The sequence below is a fragment of the Pseudomonas sp. FSL W5-0299 genome (assembly GCF_005930655.1).
GTDB lineage: Bacteria > Pseudomonadota > Gammaproteobacteria > Pseudomonadales > Pseudomonadaceae > Aquipseudomonas > Aquipseudomonas mandelii.
In genome coordinates, this window is record NZ_RXHX01000024.1 from 62,192 (window position 1) to 78,159 (window position 15,968).

A 15,968-nucleotide genomic window follows, 5' to 3' on the forward strand; every position below is an offset into this window, starting at 1 on the left:
ACAAGGGGCTTTTTCAGTTCCTGAATAACGCTTCCCAAACGCCCGCCAACCCGTTTTTTTGGCGAGCGTTTTTTTCTTCTGCGTTACGCCACCACGGGTTCTCTTTTCAGCGCGGGCAACGCAATGGCGAACGCCAGGCCAATCAGCCCCGCCGCGACCGCAAAGGTGATTGCCATGCCATGGGCGATCGCGTCCGGGGCTGCATGGGTGATGTCGGGCGTCGATGCCGCCAGCGCAAACACCGCGCCCATGACCGAGGCGCCGGTGATGAGGCCGAGATTGCGTGACAGGCTGAGCAAACCCGCAATGACGCCGCGCTGATCCTGGCTAACATCGGTCATGATCAATGTGTTGTTGGCCGCCTGGAACAGCGCATAACTGGCAGTCATCACTGCAATCGGCGCGAGGTAGCCGATGATGCCGACGCGCGCCGGCATCAGCGACAACACGCACGCGCCGAGCGCCATCGCGACGAGCCCCGAAACGGTCATGCGCTGAGCACCAAAACGGTCCACCAGACGGCCGGCGGGGACGCCCGCCAACGCAGCCACCAGCGGGCCGACGGACAACGCGAGCCCGACCAACGCGGCATTCAAACCGAGTGCGCCCGAGAGATAAAACGGCCCGACCACCAGCGTCGCCATCATCACCGTCGAGACGAGCATGCTCATGGCCAGGCTCGTCCTCAATCCCCGATCACGCAACAGCGCCAGTTTGATCAGAGGCGATGCAGCTGTCGCCTCGACGAACAGGAAAACGCCTGCCCCGGCAACAGCGATGAGCAATAACGCAAGGTTCAGCGAACCCCAATCGCCTTCGCCCCATGTCATGGCCAGCGCATACGCACCGAGCGTCAGGGCCAGCACCAGCGTGCCGAGCAGATCGAATGCGCCGCGCTGAACCTTCGGCGCTTGGCGATCGGCGGGCAAATAGCGATAGGCGAGCACAACGTTCAAAACACCCAGCGGCAGGTTAACCAGAAAAATCGCCTGCCAGCCGAAGCCGGAAATCAACATGCCGCCGAGCGACGGCCCCAGCGTGGTGCCGATCGCCGACACCGTGCCGAGCAATCCCATGGCGCTGCCGGTCTGCGCCTTGGGCACCGTCTCACCGACCAACGCCACGGTGAGCGCCAACATGATCGCGGCGCCCAGACCTTGCACGGCCCGGGCGGCGACCAGCCACCCCAGCGACGGCGCCAGGCCGCACGCCAGCGAAGCCAACGTAAAAATGGCAATGCCGGCCAGCATCAAGCGGCGACGCCCGACGATGTCGCCCAAACGCCCAACACTGACGATCAAGGTGGTTATCGCGAGCAGATAGGCCAGGACGATCCACTGCACTTGCTGGAATGAAGCGTCCAGTGCCTGGGACAAGGTGGGCAATCCTGCATTGGCGATGCTGGTGTCGAGCGAAGGCATCAGCATCGACAGCGAGAGGCTGGCCAACGCCCAGCGGACCGAACCGGAGGATGCGATAAGTTTCATGGTAGGGCTCACTTGTGAACTGTAGACCTTCAGCGTATGCCGGCGCCTGACAAGGCGGAAGACGCACCGTTTGCACTTGATACCTGCACACAACGCCATGTCACCATCCGGCCGTGCTAACGTTAAAGCATGACGACTCCCGACCTGAACCTGCTGATTACCCTCGATGCGCTGCTCACAGAAGGCAGTGTGGCGCGTGCCGCCCAACGACTGCGGCTGAGCCCGTCGGCCATGAGCCGGGCGCTGGCGCGACTGCGTGAAACCACCAGCGATCCCTTGCTGGTCCGCGCCGGTCGCGGCCTGGTGCCGACACCCCGGGCACTGGAACTGCGCGAACACGTCAGCCAACTGGTGCAGCACGCCGAAGCGGTACTGCGCCCCGCCGAGCAGCTCGACCTCAAGCACTTGGTACGCACCTTCACCCTGCGCACCAGCGACGGCTTTGTAGAAAACTTCGGGCCGGCGTTGATTGCTCGCCTCAGCGAAGAAGCACCGGGGGTACGGCTGCACTTTTTGCAGAAACTGAACCAGGACAGCACCCTGCTGCGGGACGGCACGGTCGATCTGGAAACCGGCGTTGTGGCGGACACCACCAGCCCGGAAGTGCGTACCCGCGCGTTGTACCAGGACCGTTTCATCGGCGTGGTACGGCCGGGGCATCCACTGAGCATGGGCAAGATCACGCCCGCCCGGTATGCGGCCGGCCGGCATGTCCTGGTCTCGCGGCGCGGACGGGACCAAGGGCCAATGGATGATGCGTTGGACACGCTTGGACTGACCCGTGAGATCGTCACCATCGTCGGCGGTTTTTCCGCGGCCCTGGCGTTGGCCCGGGCCTCGGACCTGATCGCGACGGTGCCCGAACGCCACACCCACACGCTGCGCGCCGGCCTCCACAGTTTTCCCCTTCCGCTCGCCACGCCAGTGATCACCATTTCAATGCTCTGGCACCCGCGAATGGACGCCGATGCCGCGCACCAGTGGTTGCGCGGATGTCTTCGGGCGGTGTGTGCGGGATCGCTGGATTAGCAAACTGATTTTTGTCGCCGCCGGGTCTAGACTCTATGCGTTGCTTCGGGCCACACCGGTCGGGCCAGCGATCTGGATAGAAGGGAACGTCATGAGCGACAAAGACAATTTGCGTAAGTACTCCTCTCAAGTGGTCGACGGCGTGGAGCGCGCGCCCGGCCGTTCGATGCTGCGGGCCGTGGGCTTCACGGATGAAGACTTCAAGAAACCGCAGATCGGCATCGCCTCGACGTGGGCGATGGTCACGCCGTGCAACATGCACATCGACAAGCTGGCCATCGAGGCCGAAAAAGGCGCGAATGCCGCGGGCGCCAAGGGCGTCATTTTCAACACCATCACCATTTCCGACGGCATCGCCAACGGCACCGAAGGCATGAAGTATTCGCTGGTGTCGCGGGAAGTGATCGCCGACTCCATCGAAGTGGTGGCCGGTTGCGAAGGCTTCGACGGATTGGTGACCGTGGGCGGTTGCGACAAGAACATGCCGGGGTGCCTGATCGGTATGGCGCGGCTGAATCGCCCGTCGATCTTCGTCTATGGTGGCACCATCCGCCCGGGCGCTGGCCACACCGACATCATTTCCGTGTTCGAGGCCGTGGGTCAGCACGCCCGGGGTGACATCAACGAGATTCAGGTCAAGCAGATCGAGGAAGTGGCGATCCCTGGCCCCGGCTCCTGCGGCGGCATGTACACGGCCAACACCATGGCCTCGGCCATTGAGGCTTTGGGCATGAGCCTGCCCGGTTCCAGCTCCCAGGACGCCGTCGGCAGCGATAAAGCCTCGGACAGTTTCCGCGCCGGCCAGCAGGTCATGGAGTTGCTCAAGCTGGACCTCAAGCCGCGCGATATCATGACCCGCAAGGCATTCGAGAACGCCATCCGCGTGGTGATCGCCCTCGCCGGCTCGACCAATGCCGTGCTGCACCTTTTAGCCATGGCGCATGCCGTGGATGTCGAACTGACGCTGGATGATTTTGTCGAGCTGGGCAAGATCTCCCCGGTCGTGGCCGACCTGCGTCCCAGCGGCAAATACATGATGAGCGAGCTGGTGGCCATCGGCGGCATCCAGCCGCTGATGAAACGCATGCTCGCGGCCGGCATGCTGCACGGCGATGTGTTGACGGTGACCGGCAAGACCCTGGCCGAGAACCTGGCAAACGTGCCCGACTACCCCGAAGGCCAGGACGTGATTCTGCCGTTCGATCAGCCGGTCAAAAAGGACTCTCATCTGGTGGTGCTGCGCGGCAACCTCTCGCCGACGGGCGCTGTGGCCAAGATCACTGGCAAGGAAGGTTTGCGCTTTGAAGGCACGGCGCGCGTGTATCACGGTGAAGAAGGCGCGTTGGCCGGGATTCTCAATGGCGAAGTCCAGGCCGGCGACGTCATCGTCATTCGCTACGAAGGCCCCAAGGGAGGGCCGGGCATGCGCGAAATGCTCTCGCCGACGTCGGCAGTCATGGGCAAAGGTCTGGGCAAGGATGTCGCGCTGATCACCGACGGCCGCTTCTCCGGTGGCTCCCATGGTTTTGTGGTGGGGCATATCACGCCGGAAGCCTTTGACGGCGGGCCGATTGCGCTGATTGAAGATGGCGACAGGATCACCATCGATGCTGAGACCCGGCAGATTACGGTGGATGTTTCAGACGCGGAATTGGCCGAGCGCAAGACCCGTTGGGTGCGGCCGGAATCCAAATACAAACGCGGGGTGTTGGCCAAGTATGCGAAGACTGTGTCCAGTGCTTCGGAGGGTGCTGTGACGGATAAATATCTTTAAGGGATAGGTTCTGCGCTGTCTGATCTGGCGCATTCGCGAGCAGGCTCGCTCTTGCATGGGATCTTCATTGAACACAGGATCTGTGTTCGAAGCAGACCCCATGCAAGAGCGGGCCTGTTCGCGAAGAGGCCTTCAATATCACCAAGAATCAATGGATCAGCGCACAAGCCTCAAAGCCGAAACCGATCCACCGACTGCGACAGCTTGCCCGCCAAGGTCGACAGCTCATCAGTCGTCGAAGCCGTCTGGCCAATAATCTTGCTGTTGCCCTCCGACATCCCGGCAATCATGTCCACCTGTTGGGCAATTTCGTTACTGGCCAGGCTCTGCTCGCCGATCGTGCGAGTGATGTCATTCACCAGCTCAGTGGTATTGAGCGTCGCTTCGAGGATTTCGCGGATCGCGCGCTCGACGTCGGCCGTCACCGCCATGCCTTTGTCGACCTGCGCAACGCCCGCCTCCATGCTGGTCACCGCCTCGCGGGTGCTTTGCTGGATGCGCGCGACCATGCTGGCAATTTCCTGCGTGGAGGCACTGGTGCGTCCTGCGAGACTGCGGACTTCGTCGGCCACCACGGCAAAACCACGGCCCTGTTCACCGGCGCGAGCAGCTTCGATGGCGGCGTTGAGGGCCAGCAGGTTGGTTTGATCGGCGATGCCCTTAATCACCTGAATGATGCTGAAAATCCCCTCGGACTCCTTGTCCAGCGTGCGGATCACCTGGGCTGACTGCTGCGCCGAACGCGCAATGCCATCCATGTCATTGACCACCTGATGAATCACCCGACCACCGTCCTTGGCCAATGCCTCGGCCTGGTTGGCCATGTTCAGCGCGCGTTCGGCGTGACGGGTGACTTCCTCGATGCTGGCGGTCATTTCACTGGCGGCAGCGGCCATGGTGCTGGCGGCGACGCTTTGCTGCTGGCTGCTGTCGGCGACCTGATGGCAGCCACTGCTTAACTGCACGCTCATGCCGCTGACGCCATGCGCATTGCTGCGAACCACCTCGATCATGCCGCGCAAGTCACGCTGCATGGTCGCCAGGCTGCGGATCAAGGCGCTCGCTTCGTCATTGTGGGTCGGTTCGACAATCGGCTCGCTGAGGTTGCCATGGGCGATGCTTTGGGCAATGCGGCTGGCGGTCTGCAACGGCCCCATGATGCTCGAAATCACCCAGCGTCCCTGGATCAGCAGTAACAACAGGCTGGCGATCAGCACGATACCCAGCGTGAAGTTGGCGCTGCTGATGGCCTGCTCGGTGTTTTTACTGGTCTGTTGGGTGCTGGTTTCGATCACCTCGCTGAGGGCTGCCATCTGGTCTTCCAGTTGGCTGAACGCGGTATTAAACGTGCCGAGTTCCTTTTGCGCGGAATCCGGATTTTCCAGCGCCAGACCGACAATGCGCTCGGCGGCGCTGATGTAGGTGTCGAGGCTCGGCTTGACCTTGTTCAAGCCCGCCTTGATGGTGTCGTTGACCGGCAACTGGAGGTTTTCACCCAGCACTTCACGAAAATGCGCCGCATGCTCCTCGATGGAACTGTGCACCTCGGCTTTGCTGCTGGTGCTTTTGCCCAGTCCGACCACCATCGCGGACAGCACATCGGCGCGCAGTGCGTCGTGCATCATGTCGGCTTCGAGGTGATTGCGCAGCGCGGTCAAGCTGACCTCGTTGTCCTTCACCGCTTCGGCCATCCGGGTGTTTCCCACGTAACTGACCAGGCTCACGATCAGCGCGGTGAGCAAGCTCGTACCAATCAGCAGCAACAAACGTAATTTTATAGACATGGGGTAGCCCTCTCGGTACGTCGCTTTTATGAACACGTTATCGGCGGCGCCCGCCACTCTTTGATGCCTGACGCCGGACTTTCAGTGTTTTGCGACATGCGGTAGTCATCGCCGGTTTCTCCAGCGCAAATTTCCCCTCTTCACGCCTGAACCTAGTGCCTGAACGCAAGTCTTAGCCGAGCCGTGAATTCCCATTGCCGCTGTCATCTCATCAGAGCTGCCGTCCCATGCGCCAACCTCGCCTTGCCTTGCGTTTTGTCTCGCTCATGCCTTTGCTTGCTCTGTTTGCCAGTCCTGCTTATGCCAGTGGTGAACGGCAACTGGTGGAAGCCATCAACGACTACCGCGCCCACCCGCAACGTTGCGACAGGCGCCCGGCCCAACGTTTGGCCCCGCTGTCATTGAAGTCGAACCTGGCGTTGCCGATTGGCTATGGCGGCGGTTTGCGCGATCGATTGAAGGCTTCAGGCTATGCGGCGGTGACGGTGCGCACCCTGCGTGTGGTAGGCGCGCAGGACGCCGACGAAGCGTTTGACCTGTTTCAGGACGAGTACTGCGGGGCGCTGCTGGATAACCAGTACGCCGACATTGGCGTCAGTCGAGCCCGAAGCGAGTGGCAGATCGTGCTGGCGCAACCCGTTCTCGATAGCCGTGTGGGTGATTCCCGTGCGACGAGCAAGGGGATGTTGGCGCAGGTCAATGCCGCCCGGGCCAAATCACGGATGTGCGGTCGTCAGCGCTACCCCGCCGCACGACCGCTGAGCTGGAACCCCGCCCTCGGCGCGGCAGCGCAAGGGCACAGCAAGGCCATGGCCTATGGCAATTACTTTGCACACCGTGACCCCGACGGTGATGGCCCGGCGGATCGAGCAAGGGCCGCCGGTTACCGAGGCCGGCAGATCGGCGAAAACATCGCCGCCGGGCAGAGCTCACCGGGCAAGGCAATGGCAGGCTGGCTGGCCAGCCCCGGGCATTGCGCCAACTTGATGAACCCGATGTTTACCCAGGTGGGCGCGGCGTATGCAGCGGACGCACGCAGTGATGAAGGGGTTTACTGGACGATGATGTTTGGTGCGCCGTAATCCTGATTCTGCGCTGTCGCTTCCGATTTGCTACAGGGCTAGCGCTTGCGCGCCAGGCGTTGCTGCCAATTGCCGCCATTGGCGCGCTGGCATTGTTCTTCAGAATCAAACTGCACATGGGCCGCGACCGATCTGACGTGTACATCCGCTTCGCTTAATGCTGTAGCCGTCAGTTCGACCATGCGTTCGCCCTGCCCGCTCGCCAGCGCCTGATCCTTGTTGGCCTGGGTGTCGAAAACCCAGACAATCCTCAGGCTGGAAGGAAACTCCTCATAATCGACTTCGTGGGTCAGCCATTCAAAGCCGACGATGTGCGCTTTGGCCGTTTCACACGCCTCAGTCAGGGTGGCAATCAGGCGACGCTCGATGTGTGCTTGATCGCGTTTGCTTAAACCCATGGGGAATCCTTTGATGGTCGAAATGTTAAACCGCTGTCAATCGTTCACTTCTTGGGGCAATCGATGCTCCCTGCCAATCAAACCGATTTCGCCGGACTCCAGGGGTTCCTGAGTCGGCCCACAAAAGGCCCCGCCAGCCACTGTCTGATGGAAGCGACAAGATCGGCAGAGCCCGAAACCCGGTACATTTTCCCCTTGTTGAATAGTCCTCAACAGCTCCAGCCGCAACCCTTCCAGATCCTCTGATCGAGCGCCCATGCGCTTGGCGGTAGCGACCAGGTCATCCAGAGGCATCCCGTCGTCCAACAGGGCCCAGATCGTTAGCGCTGATGGTTTTGTTCATGCTATCGAACCCCGACTCACTCGAACGGGATAACCGAAGTGTTCATCATCTAGCCCCGCTCGCCGTTGAGCATGGCCTGATGAAACGTCGGCAATTCTTTCAAAGCATACAACGACGCCTGCTGAAGCACGGACTCCCGACTGCCAGAAAATCGCTGTTTGCGGCTGAATACCGCCATTTCCTGCCCTGCCATGAAGGCCCATGCAAAGCAAACCGTGCCGGCTGGAATACCATCAACATCCTCTGGCCCCAGCAGCCCTGTCGTGGACACCGCCACGTTGGCCGGGCTGTCACGCAGCGCGCCGATGGCCATTTCCCGAGCCACTTCGCAGCTGGTGAGATTAAAGGTCTCGATAGTGATTGCACTGACTGCGAGCAAGCGTTGCTTGGCCTCGGGTGAGTAAACCACGTAGCCGCTTTCAATCAGCTCACCGCTGCCGGGCACCTGGGCCAGCAGCGTGATGATACTGCCCGCCGTGCAGGATTCTGCGGTGGTCAGCCGCAACGACTGTTGACGCAGATAATCGACGACTGTTTCAACGATCGACATCGCACTTAACCCGTTTTCCGTGTTTAACACCGAATCAAACTTCAGCCTCAGCTGTGCACCGGCGAAGCTCATCAACCGCTCCTCTTTCTTAGTGCTCGGTGATAATCCTCGCCCGCGATGGCGCGCAGATACGCTTGATCGGCCTCAACCCTGAGGTCGCGCCATTCCTGCCAGCTCACGATTCCCAGGCGATCCATCTCGTCAGACTGGCGAATCAGCTCCTCGTGATACGCATCGGGGCACTCCATGCGCAGCTTCAAGTCCTCAAGGACAAGATGCCAGGTGTTGAGCGCACGCAGCTTTTGCTCTTGCGCCGGAGTCAGCAGATTGGCAAACGAGTGCATGGCAGCGCCCCCCGAGAGTTCTTTCAGAATGGATCAATCCATCGTGAAAGCGGTTCAGGTGCACCGACCAAAGGCAGTTTTTCAAGGCTGCGCCCCAATGGTGAGACGCAGTCCATTGCCATAGCTTATTTCCCCTTAAGAAACTCGACCGTTTGCGCCGTACTCCACAACGCATTGGCGATGTAGCGATAGTTGATCAGCGCTGCCAGGTAGCCATCGCCCTCGGGAGTCGTCGGGCCGGCGGTGGCGTCCCGAACCACGGCCACTTCGAAGCCAAGCTCCAGCAGTTCACGCAAGTGCGACTCGACACAGAGGTTCGCCGCCATGCCCGCCAAAATGATTTGCGACACGCCGTGCTTGCGCAGCTGCAACGCCAGGTCATTGGTTTCCGGGCCGTACACCTTGTGCGGTGACGCGATGATGGTTTTGCCGTCGAGAATGTAGGGCTTGTACTCGGGCATGAAGTCGGCACCGGAGTTCTCGAAACCGTCGAGGGTCAGCGGCCCCTTGCGATCAAACATGCAGATACTGTGCATGACCTTCTCAAGCGGTCCGCCGAAATGCCAGTCGTGGTCACATGGATAGTAATAGTGCGGCGAAACGGCGACCGTGATGCCCGCGCCCTTGGCGGCCGCAAACAGCTGGCCGATGTGCTTGACGGTATCGTGCTCGACGATGCTTTTTCCAAACACGCCCCAGCTCACGCCTTCGGGGCTGAGGAAGTCGATTTGCGGATCGATCACCACCAGCGCGGCCCGCGAGAGATCAAGCTTCATGCCGGGATCGGGCAGCGCAGGCTCTGCCGGGTCTGCATACTGGGGGGCGATGCGGTTCGAATCGTTGCTCATGACAGTGGACTCCGGTCGATAACAGGAAAATCGCTCTGCGCCATGGCGCCCGGGTGGGGCGTTGTCTACCATCGGCGAGAACTTCATCCTATTGCCCTGCCCTGCGCGGCTTTTGCCAGGACGTGCAGAGTCTTTACCCGGTCGTCTCTATCATGGATATCCTGTCCGAATTCTTCGAACGCACCACCCTTCAGGGCAGGCTGTTCTTCTCTGGCAGGGTCGATGGCACGCTGGTGCTCGACAAGCCTCCTGGCATGGCGTTCATCCATGTCATCAGTGAAGGCGGGATCGACATGGTGCAACCCGGCCTGCCGAAGATCTCCATCACCGAACCCAGCGTGTTGTTTTGCCCGAGCAGCTGCCGCTACCAGTTGCGCGCCAGTTCGGCACACGGCGCCGAGCTAATCTGCGCCTCGTTCCAGTTCGGGCGCAACGCCCTGCAACCCTTCCCTCTGGGCCTCAAGGAAACGCTGGTTTTCCCGTTCAGGGAACTGCAGAACATCACGCCCGTGATCGGCTCACTGCTTGCCGAATTCAAGGATCAGGCCCCCGGCAGAACCAAAGCGCTCAACCTGTTGCTTGAGTACATTTTCGTGGTGTTGGTGCGCCGTTCGGTCGTCGAGCAAAAGATTTCCAGCGGCCTGCTTTATGCGCTTCAGGATGGGCGTCTTGGGGCGGTTTTCCAACGTGTTCACCAGGAGCCGGAGGCGCTGTGGACTGTCGAGAAACTTGCTGGCCTGGCGAACATGTCCCGGTCGAAATTCTCTGCGTACTTCACGCAGATCATGGGTGCATCACCAATGGGCTACGTGACGGCCTGGCGGATGAAAGTGGCCCAGGACCTGCTACGCGACGGGGTTCAGATCAAGGTGGTTGCCGCATCGGTCGGGTACAGCTCGCAAGCTTCTTTCTCCCGTACTTTTCTCAACGTGATTGGCTGTCCACCGGCTGAATGGTTGAAACGTGATGCCGCTGGGGAGGTGCCGCGGGTGACCGCGCGCGTGCAGCGGGTTCGGTCGGATGACGCGGCAAATGAAACTGCGTGAGCTCGCGCTTTTGTGTCTTCTAGCGCCCTGAGTTTTATACTTCTGTCCCGGCGGCCAATACACCGGGGTGCGGTATCACCACCTCCCATGGAAGACGTCCGCGCACGACTAATCAATCGAATGGAATCCATCACAATGAGTTTCACTGCTATACAAAAAGTCTCCACTAAAGCCTGGTTCGCGCTTGTGGCCCTGGTGACAGTTCTAAGCGGCATTGCAACGATTTACGCCACGTTTCACGAAACCAACCCCAACAATCCCCGCTTCATAGGTCGCTGGACGACCGATTACACCTACCCGATCACCAACGGCACGTTCGAATTCAAGGGAATGACAGAGTACTTCCGCAACGGGCGGTACAACGTCAATGGCGTTGTCTTTGTGGACGGAACCGTTGAAGCCAAACCTTACCGGCTTGAGTACAGCGTAAACGGAGCCGGCAGCTGGACGGCCGATTCCAGCCTGCTTTCGTTCACATTGGCTGACATGAAATCAATTCCCAAGTCTTACGTAATCAACGGCACAGCCATTTCCCCCTTGCTGGTTGCCAAGTTTGCCGGGCCCTCCTTGCCAAACTTTAGCGACGGCTTAGCGTCCGGCGCTTCCGACGAACTCAAAATCCTGATGATCAAGGACAATGAGATAACGCTTGAGGGTAAAGACCCGGCAGGGAATGCCTTCACCCTACAGACGTACAGACAGCACTAGGTTTCAGCAGAAAAAGCGTTTGTGCCTGTGCTGCTGTCTTCGCGGGCAAACCACGCTTCCACAGAGATAGGGGTCGATCACGTCTTGTGTGAACGACGCAGGTCAACCGTAGGAGCGTGGCTTGCCCGCGAAGAGGCCGGAACAAACAGCACATATTCCGAAGACGTCCCTGTTACCGCCCCAGCCTTTGCGACCAACGGCGTAATTCACCTCAAGCCCGCCACAATCCCTCTGGCCCGACAGTCTCCGGCGCTCAATCAAACTGAACGCGACGACATGGCTGGCCGCTACAAATACCTGCTTACAATTTAGCCAGTCATAAAACCCGATCGTGTACTAACGAGTGTTAGTTTGGCCGCCTTATCGGTCCATGAGATGCCAACGTAGTCATGCGCATCAAACTTCCCAGTTTTCCTGCCTTCTGTGCTTACCTTCTACTGTCCTGCCTGTTTGCGACCGCGTGGATCACCAATCCTGCCAATACGCACTCTTCCTTTGCCCTGATCAGCCCCGTGATGGCAGTGGCCGGCAAAGTGGCCAAGCCCATCTATACCAGCCGTTTCGCCTCCTCCGGGTTGGTGGATTTCGTGCATTCCTCGGCGGTCACCGCACTGCCCGACGGCAGTCTGATGACGGTCTGGTTTGCTGGCTCCCGCGAAGGCGCAGCCGATGTACAGGTGCGCTCCGCCCGGTTCGACTCGAAAACCGGCGAATGGGGTGCTGAACAGGTATTGGCCACTCGGGACTCGACCCAACAGGGCACTCGAAAATACATCCGCAAGCTGGGCAACCCGGTGGTGGCGCTCGCGCCGGATAATCGGGTGTGGTTGTTCTACGTGTCCGTGTCCATGGGTGGCTGGGCCGGTAGCGCGGTCAATGTGATGGTGTCCGATGACTTCGGTGAACATTGGTCCGCTCCGCGCCAACTGATCACCTCGCCCTTTCTGAACATCAGCACCCTGGTCCGGTCGGCACCGGTGTTTCATGCCGACGGTTCCATCGGCCTGCCGGTCTACCATGAGTTCCTGGGCAAGTTTGCCGAGTACCTCTACCTGAGCGCAGACGGCGATGTAATCGACAAATTCCGCATCAGCCACGGCATGAATTCATTGCAACCCGCGGTGGTGCCGCTGGATGGCCAGCGCGGCATCGCCTTGCTGCGTTATGCCGGCAACACCCACCACCGTGTCCTGGCGACCCGCACTGAAGACGCCGGGCAAACCTGGAGCGAACCTTATCCGCTCGACCCCTCGAATCCGAATTCCTCGTTGGCTGCCGTCGCAACACCCGAACATGGGTTGCTGGTGGCGCTCAACGACCTGCAGGAGGGGCGCTTCAAGCTGAGCCTGTATGGGACCGATGCCAAAATGGACGATTGGCGCTCATTACGCGACCTGGACAAATCCCCGGATCCACTGGGCGCGCCATTTTCTCCTGAAGCCTACAAGGAGATCATCGGCAGAGAATTCCGCGGTTCCAGCGGCGCACGCCGCCATTCACTGGAAGCGGAGTTCCTGGATAACCTCGACAACCGTGTCTGTAAAACCCAGGGGTGTGAATTCGAATACGAATACCCGTATTTCATCCGCAGTCCTGACGGTATGTATCACTTGGTTTATTCCTGGAACAACACCTTCATCAAGCACGTCACCTTTAACGATGCATGGCTTAGCGAGCGCCTCAAATGATCAGCCTGTGGCAAGCCCATCTCAGCTTCGCAATGATCATCTTCCTGCTGCTGCCGTCGTTCGGCTTGTCCAGGAACTGGCGGATCGCACTGCTGGCCGCCTTGCTGGCCGTCAGCTTCTTCTCGCCGGACGGCTTGTCGTTGGCCGCGTATTTGCGCAGCTACATTGATGACCTTGCGATCACCACCCTGGTGTTCATGGCGTGGGGCTGCTTGCGTCGACTGGACATGCTGCCACCGGCACGCGGCAAAACCGGCGTATTGATCCTCTTCGCCGCGATGGCCCTGGTGTTGTACCCGGCCACTCTGGGCATGAGTGATGTGGACCCCTATCGGTTAGGCTACAGCCCGCGCCCCATGTTGATTTTCTTCGCAGTGCTGACGCTGGGCCTGTTTTACCTGCGTAACGGCCTGGCCGTCTTGATGCTGGCCAGCGCAACCCTGGCCTTCATCGCCGGGATCAAACCTTCGCAAAACTATTGGGATTACCTGGTTGATCCGCTGCTGGGTCTGTATTGCTGCGGGGCACTGCTGACGCTTGCCCTGCGCTGGACCTATCGCCGCTCAAGCAAGCGGCGCGGTGCAGTGAGCGACGAACTCAAATCCGTTTGAGATTTAACGACTTTTTAACAGGGGAACAAGGATGGGTTGGCTGCACTCGAGACGTTTACATTATTGGCTAGGCGCTACAGCGATTGCGTTTGTGCTGTTTGCACTGCTGAGGATGGCGTTCTTCTTCGGCTTTTCCGGGTTCGAACCCAAAGCCCTGATCGACACAAAGGGCGTCTGGGAAACCCTGAGCATCGGCTTCAGTTTCGATTTGCGCCTGGCCATCCTGACCATGTTGCCGTTGGCGCTGCTGGCCTGGATGCCTCGCTGGAACCTGCTCCGCAGCCGCCTGCTGCGCCGTATCGCACGCGTCTATCTGGTCGCCGCCCTGAGCGTTTTGCTGCTGATCTACATCATCGACTTTGGCCACTACGCCTACCTGGGCGTGAGGATCAACGCCACCGTGCTGCGCTTCATCGAGGATGCGCAGATCTCCCGCGACATGGTTTGGCAGACTTACCCGGTGATCTGGATTTCACTGGGCTGGCTGGTAACGATCGCACTGGTGACACTGGCCCTGGTGCGCCTGGAACGCGTCACGCTGGACCGCCCTCGCAAAGCCATTCGCAAGCTCTCCGCGACGTGGGGCGGTGCGTTGATGGTCGTCCTGGTGCTGCTGGGCATTTTGGGTCGTGTCGAAAACATGAACCTTGAAAACCCCGTTCCGTTGCGCTGGAGCGATGCGTTCTTCTCGGGTAATAACCAGATCGCCGCACTCGGCCTGAACCCGGTGCTGTTTCTCTACGATACGGGCAAAGTCGGCCAATCGCGTTATGACGAGGCGCAAGTGCGCGAACATTACGCGGTCATGGCCAACTACCTGGGCGTCGACAAACCCGACCCGCAGACCCTTGATTTCGTGCGGCACCAGGCCCCCCAACCGTACAAAATCCCGGGCTCACGTCCCCCGAACGTGATGTTCATCATGCTTGAATCGCTGGGCACCAGTGCCGTCGGGGCCTACGGCAACCCGATCAATCCGACGCCCAACCTCGATCGGCTGGCCACTCAGAGCTGGTTCTTCGAGCACTTCTACGTACCCGTAACGGGGACCGCGAAAACCGTCTGGGCCAGCATCAGCGGGGTGCCTGATGTCACGCGACAGGAAACCGCGACGCGTAATCCGCTGATCACCCAGCAAAACACGCTGATCAATGCGTTTACCGGTTACGAGAAGATCTACACCATCGGCGGCAACTCCGGCTGGGCCAACATGAATGCCCTGATCCGGCAGAGCATCGACGGCGTGCGTCTGTTCGAAGAGCGGGACTGGAAATCGCCGGTGGTGGACGTCTGGGGTATTTCCGATCTGGACCTGTTCAAGGAAACCGACCAGATCCTGCAAGCACTGCCCAAGGACAAACCTTTCTTTGCCTATGTGCAGACGGCCGGCAACCACCGTCCGTTCACGATCCCAAAAAGCAATGACGGCTTCGAGGTCAAGCACCCTACCCTGGCCGAAGTGCAGGCCGCCGGATCGCGCAGTGTCGAGCAGTACAACGCCGTGCGCCTGCTGGACTTCAACCTCGGCCGCTTGATGGAAATCGCCAAGGCCGGTGGCTGGTACGAAAACACCATCTTCGTGATGTTTGGCGACCACAACACCCGTATCGCGCAGATCCCGTTCCTGGCACCGGCCTACGAGCAACTGGGCCTGGAGAGCAACGCGGTGCCGATGATCATCCACGCACCAGGCTTGATCGGGACGCGCCAGGTCAAGGAAGCGGTCGGCCTGGTGGACCTGCTGCCCACCGTGGCGGGGATGGCCGGCCTTGAGTTTCGCAACAGCGGCATGGGCCGTGATATCCAGCAGCCCGCGCGCGAGGGTGAACGCGTGGTGCCTCTGGTATTGCGTGAGGGCACGTTCCCGCTGATTGCCGGCGTGACTCAACACTACATGGTGCAGATGGAGCACGACGGCAGCTCGCCGACCCTTCACGACCTGGCTTCGATGACGCCACGGGACAACGTTGCCGAGAAAAACCCTGAAGAGTTCAAACGCCTGTCGGCGCTGACCCGCGCCATGCATGAAACCTCACGGTTGATGCTGTACCAGAACGTTCGAAAGTAACCGTTCAAGCCCCGCAAACCCGCGTCTATGCTCCAGATAGACGCGGGCCCTCCCCGCGACACCCGTAAAAGACTCTGTCTATTACTCCCCAATACTCCACCTATTAGCTGACTTCCCAAGTGGGGTCTAACCTGTATCCAGCGCTGGCGGAACAAGCTGGCCGGTTTAGTGCTGATAAGGAGACAGGAATGAGTCCGAAGCTTGACTA

At 60.0% G+C, this 15,968-nt stretch carries 14 protein-coding genes and 1 pseudogene; 8 read left to right on the forward strand and 7 right to left on the reverse strand.

The window, feature by feature from the left end; all coding sequences use genetic code 11:
* Nucleotides 1–83: 83 nt before the first annotated feature.
* Complete coding sequence (locus FHL16_RS23860; RefSeq protein ID WP_077749478.1) at nt 84–1,487, reverse strand: MFS transporter; 1,404 nt, start codon at nt 1,485–1,487, stop codon at nt 84–86.
* Between the two features lie 129 nt (nt 1,488–1,616).
* On the opposite strand from FHL16_RS23860, the gene FHL16_RS23865 reads away from it, so the two are divergent.
* Together FHL16_RS23865 and ilvD are read left to right on the forward strand one after the other, a co-directional pair.
* On the forward strand, nt 1,617–2,516 hold the full coding sequence (locus FHL16_RS23865; protein WP_077749479.1) for a LysR family transcriptional regulator: 900 nt from the start codon (nt 1,617–1,619) through the stop codon (nt 2,514–2,516).
* Nucleotides 2,517–2,607: 91 nt separating this feature from the next.
* Nucleotides 2,608–4,290, forward strand: a complete 1,683-nt coding sequence (ilvD, locus tag FHL16_RS23870; RefSeq protein WP_077749480.1) for a dihydroxy-acid dehydratase — start codon at nt 2,608–2,610, stop codon at nt 4,288–4,290.
* A 170-nt stretch (nt 4,291–4,460) separates the two neighbouring features.
* On the opposite strand, the gene FHL16_RS35095 is transcribed toward ilvD, so the two are convergent.
* Nucleotides 4,461–5,324 carry a methyl-accepting chemotaxis protein gene (locus FHL16_RS35095; RefSeq protein ID WP_404940322.1) on the reverse strand — a complete coding sequence of 288 codons (864 nt, stop codon included), beginning with the start codon at nt 5,322–5,324 and terminating at the stop codon, nt 4,461–4,463.
* A pseudogene (locus tag FHL16_RS35100) lies at nt 5,319–6,074 on the reverse strand (MCP four helix bundle domain-containing protein); the annotation flags it as partial. The gene FHL16_RS35095 and the pseudogene FHL16_RS35100, both read right to left, overlap by 6 nt.
* Nucleotides 6,075–6,301: 227 nt before the next feature.
* On the opposite strand from FHL16_RS35100, the gene FHL16_RS23880 reads away from it, so the two are divergent.
* Complete coding sequence (locus FHL16_RS23880; protein ID WP_077749482.1) at nt 6,302–7,156, forward strand: CAP domain-containing protein; 855 nt, start codon at nt 6,302–6,304, stop codon at nt 7,154–7,156.
* A gap of 38 nt (nt 7,157–7,194) precedes the next feature.
* Here the strand turns inward: FHL16_RS23880 and FHL16_RS23885 are convergent, their stop codons facing one another.
* The 4 genes from FHL16_RS23885 to FHL16_RS23900 form a co-directional block, all read right to left on the reverse strand.
* Entirely contained in the window at nt 7,195–7,554 is a 360-nt protein-coding gene (locus FHL16_RS23885; RefSeq protein WP_077749483.1) for a hypothetical protein, read from the reverse strand.
* Between the two features lie 392 nt (nt 7,555–7,946).
* Nucleotides 7,947–8,447, reverse strand: coding sequence for a CinA family protein (locus FHL16_RS23890; protein WP_077749509.1), 501 nt, complete (start codon nt 8,445–8,447; stop codon nt 7,947–7,949).
* Between the two features lie 71 nt (nt 8,448–8,518).
* Entirely contained in the window at nt 8,519–8,791 is a 273-nt protein-coding gene (locus FHL16_RS23895) for a hypothetical protein (protein ID WP_077749485.1), read from the reverse strand.
* A gap of 125 nt (nt 8,792–8,916) precedes the next feature.
* Entirely contained in the window at nt 8,917–9,639 is a 723-nt protein-coding gene (locus FHL16_RS23900; protein WP_077749486.1) for a cysteine hydrolase family protein, read from the reverse strand.
* Between the two features lie 152 nt (nt 9,640–9,791).
* Here FHL16_RS23900 and FHL16_RS23905 point away from each other — a divergent pair, with 152 nt between their 5' ends.
* The 5 genes from FHL16_RS23905 to FHL16_RS23925 all read left to right on the forward strand — a co-directional run bounded on the left by FHL16_RS23905 (nt 9,792) and on the right by FHL16_RS23925 (nt 15,760).
* Complete coding sequence (locus FHL16_RS23905; protein ID WP_077749487.1) at nt 9,792–10,685, forward strand: AraC family transcriptional regulator; 894 nt, start codon at nt 9,792–9,794, stop codon at nt 10,683–10,685.
* A gap of 135 nt (nt 10,686–10,820) precedes the next feature.
* Complete coding sequence (locus FHL16_RS23910) at nt 10,821–11,393, forward strand: hypothetical protein (RefSeq protein ID WP_138739069.1); 573 nt, start codon at nt 10,821–10,823, stop codon at nt 11,391–11,393.
* Between the two features lie 389 nt (nt 11,394–11,782).
* Nucleotides 11,783–13,081: a sialidase family protein gene (locus FHL16_RS23915; protein ID WP_010455372.1), complete on the forward strand. Its 1,299-nt coding sequence runs from the start codon at nt 11,783–11,785 to the stop codon at nt 13,079–13,081.
* Nucleotides 13,078–13,692 (forward strand): hypothetical protein, encoded by a 615-nt coding sequence (locus FHL16_RS23920; RefSeq protein ID WP_010455373.1) that lies wholly within the window; start codon nt 13,078–13,080, stop codon nt 13,690–13,692. The genes FHL16_RS23915 and FHL16_RS23920 overlap by 4 nt, the downstream gene beginning before the upstream one ends.
* Nucleotides 13,693–13,723: 31 nt before the next feature.
* Complete coding sequence (locus tag FHL16_RS23925; protein ID WP_077749489.1) at nt 13,724–15,760, forward strand: LTA synthase family protein; 2,037 nt, start codon at nt 13,724–13,726, stop codon at nt 15,758–15,760.
* Nucleotides 15,761–15,968: the final 208 nt, after the last annotated feature.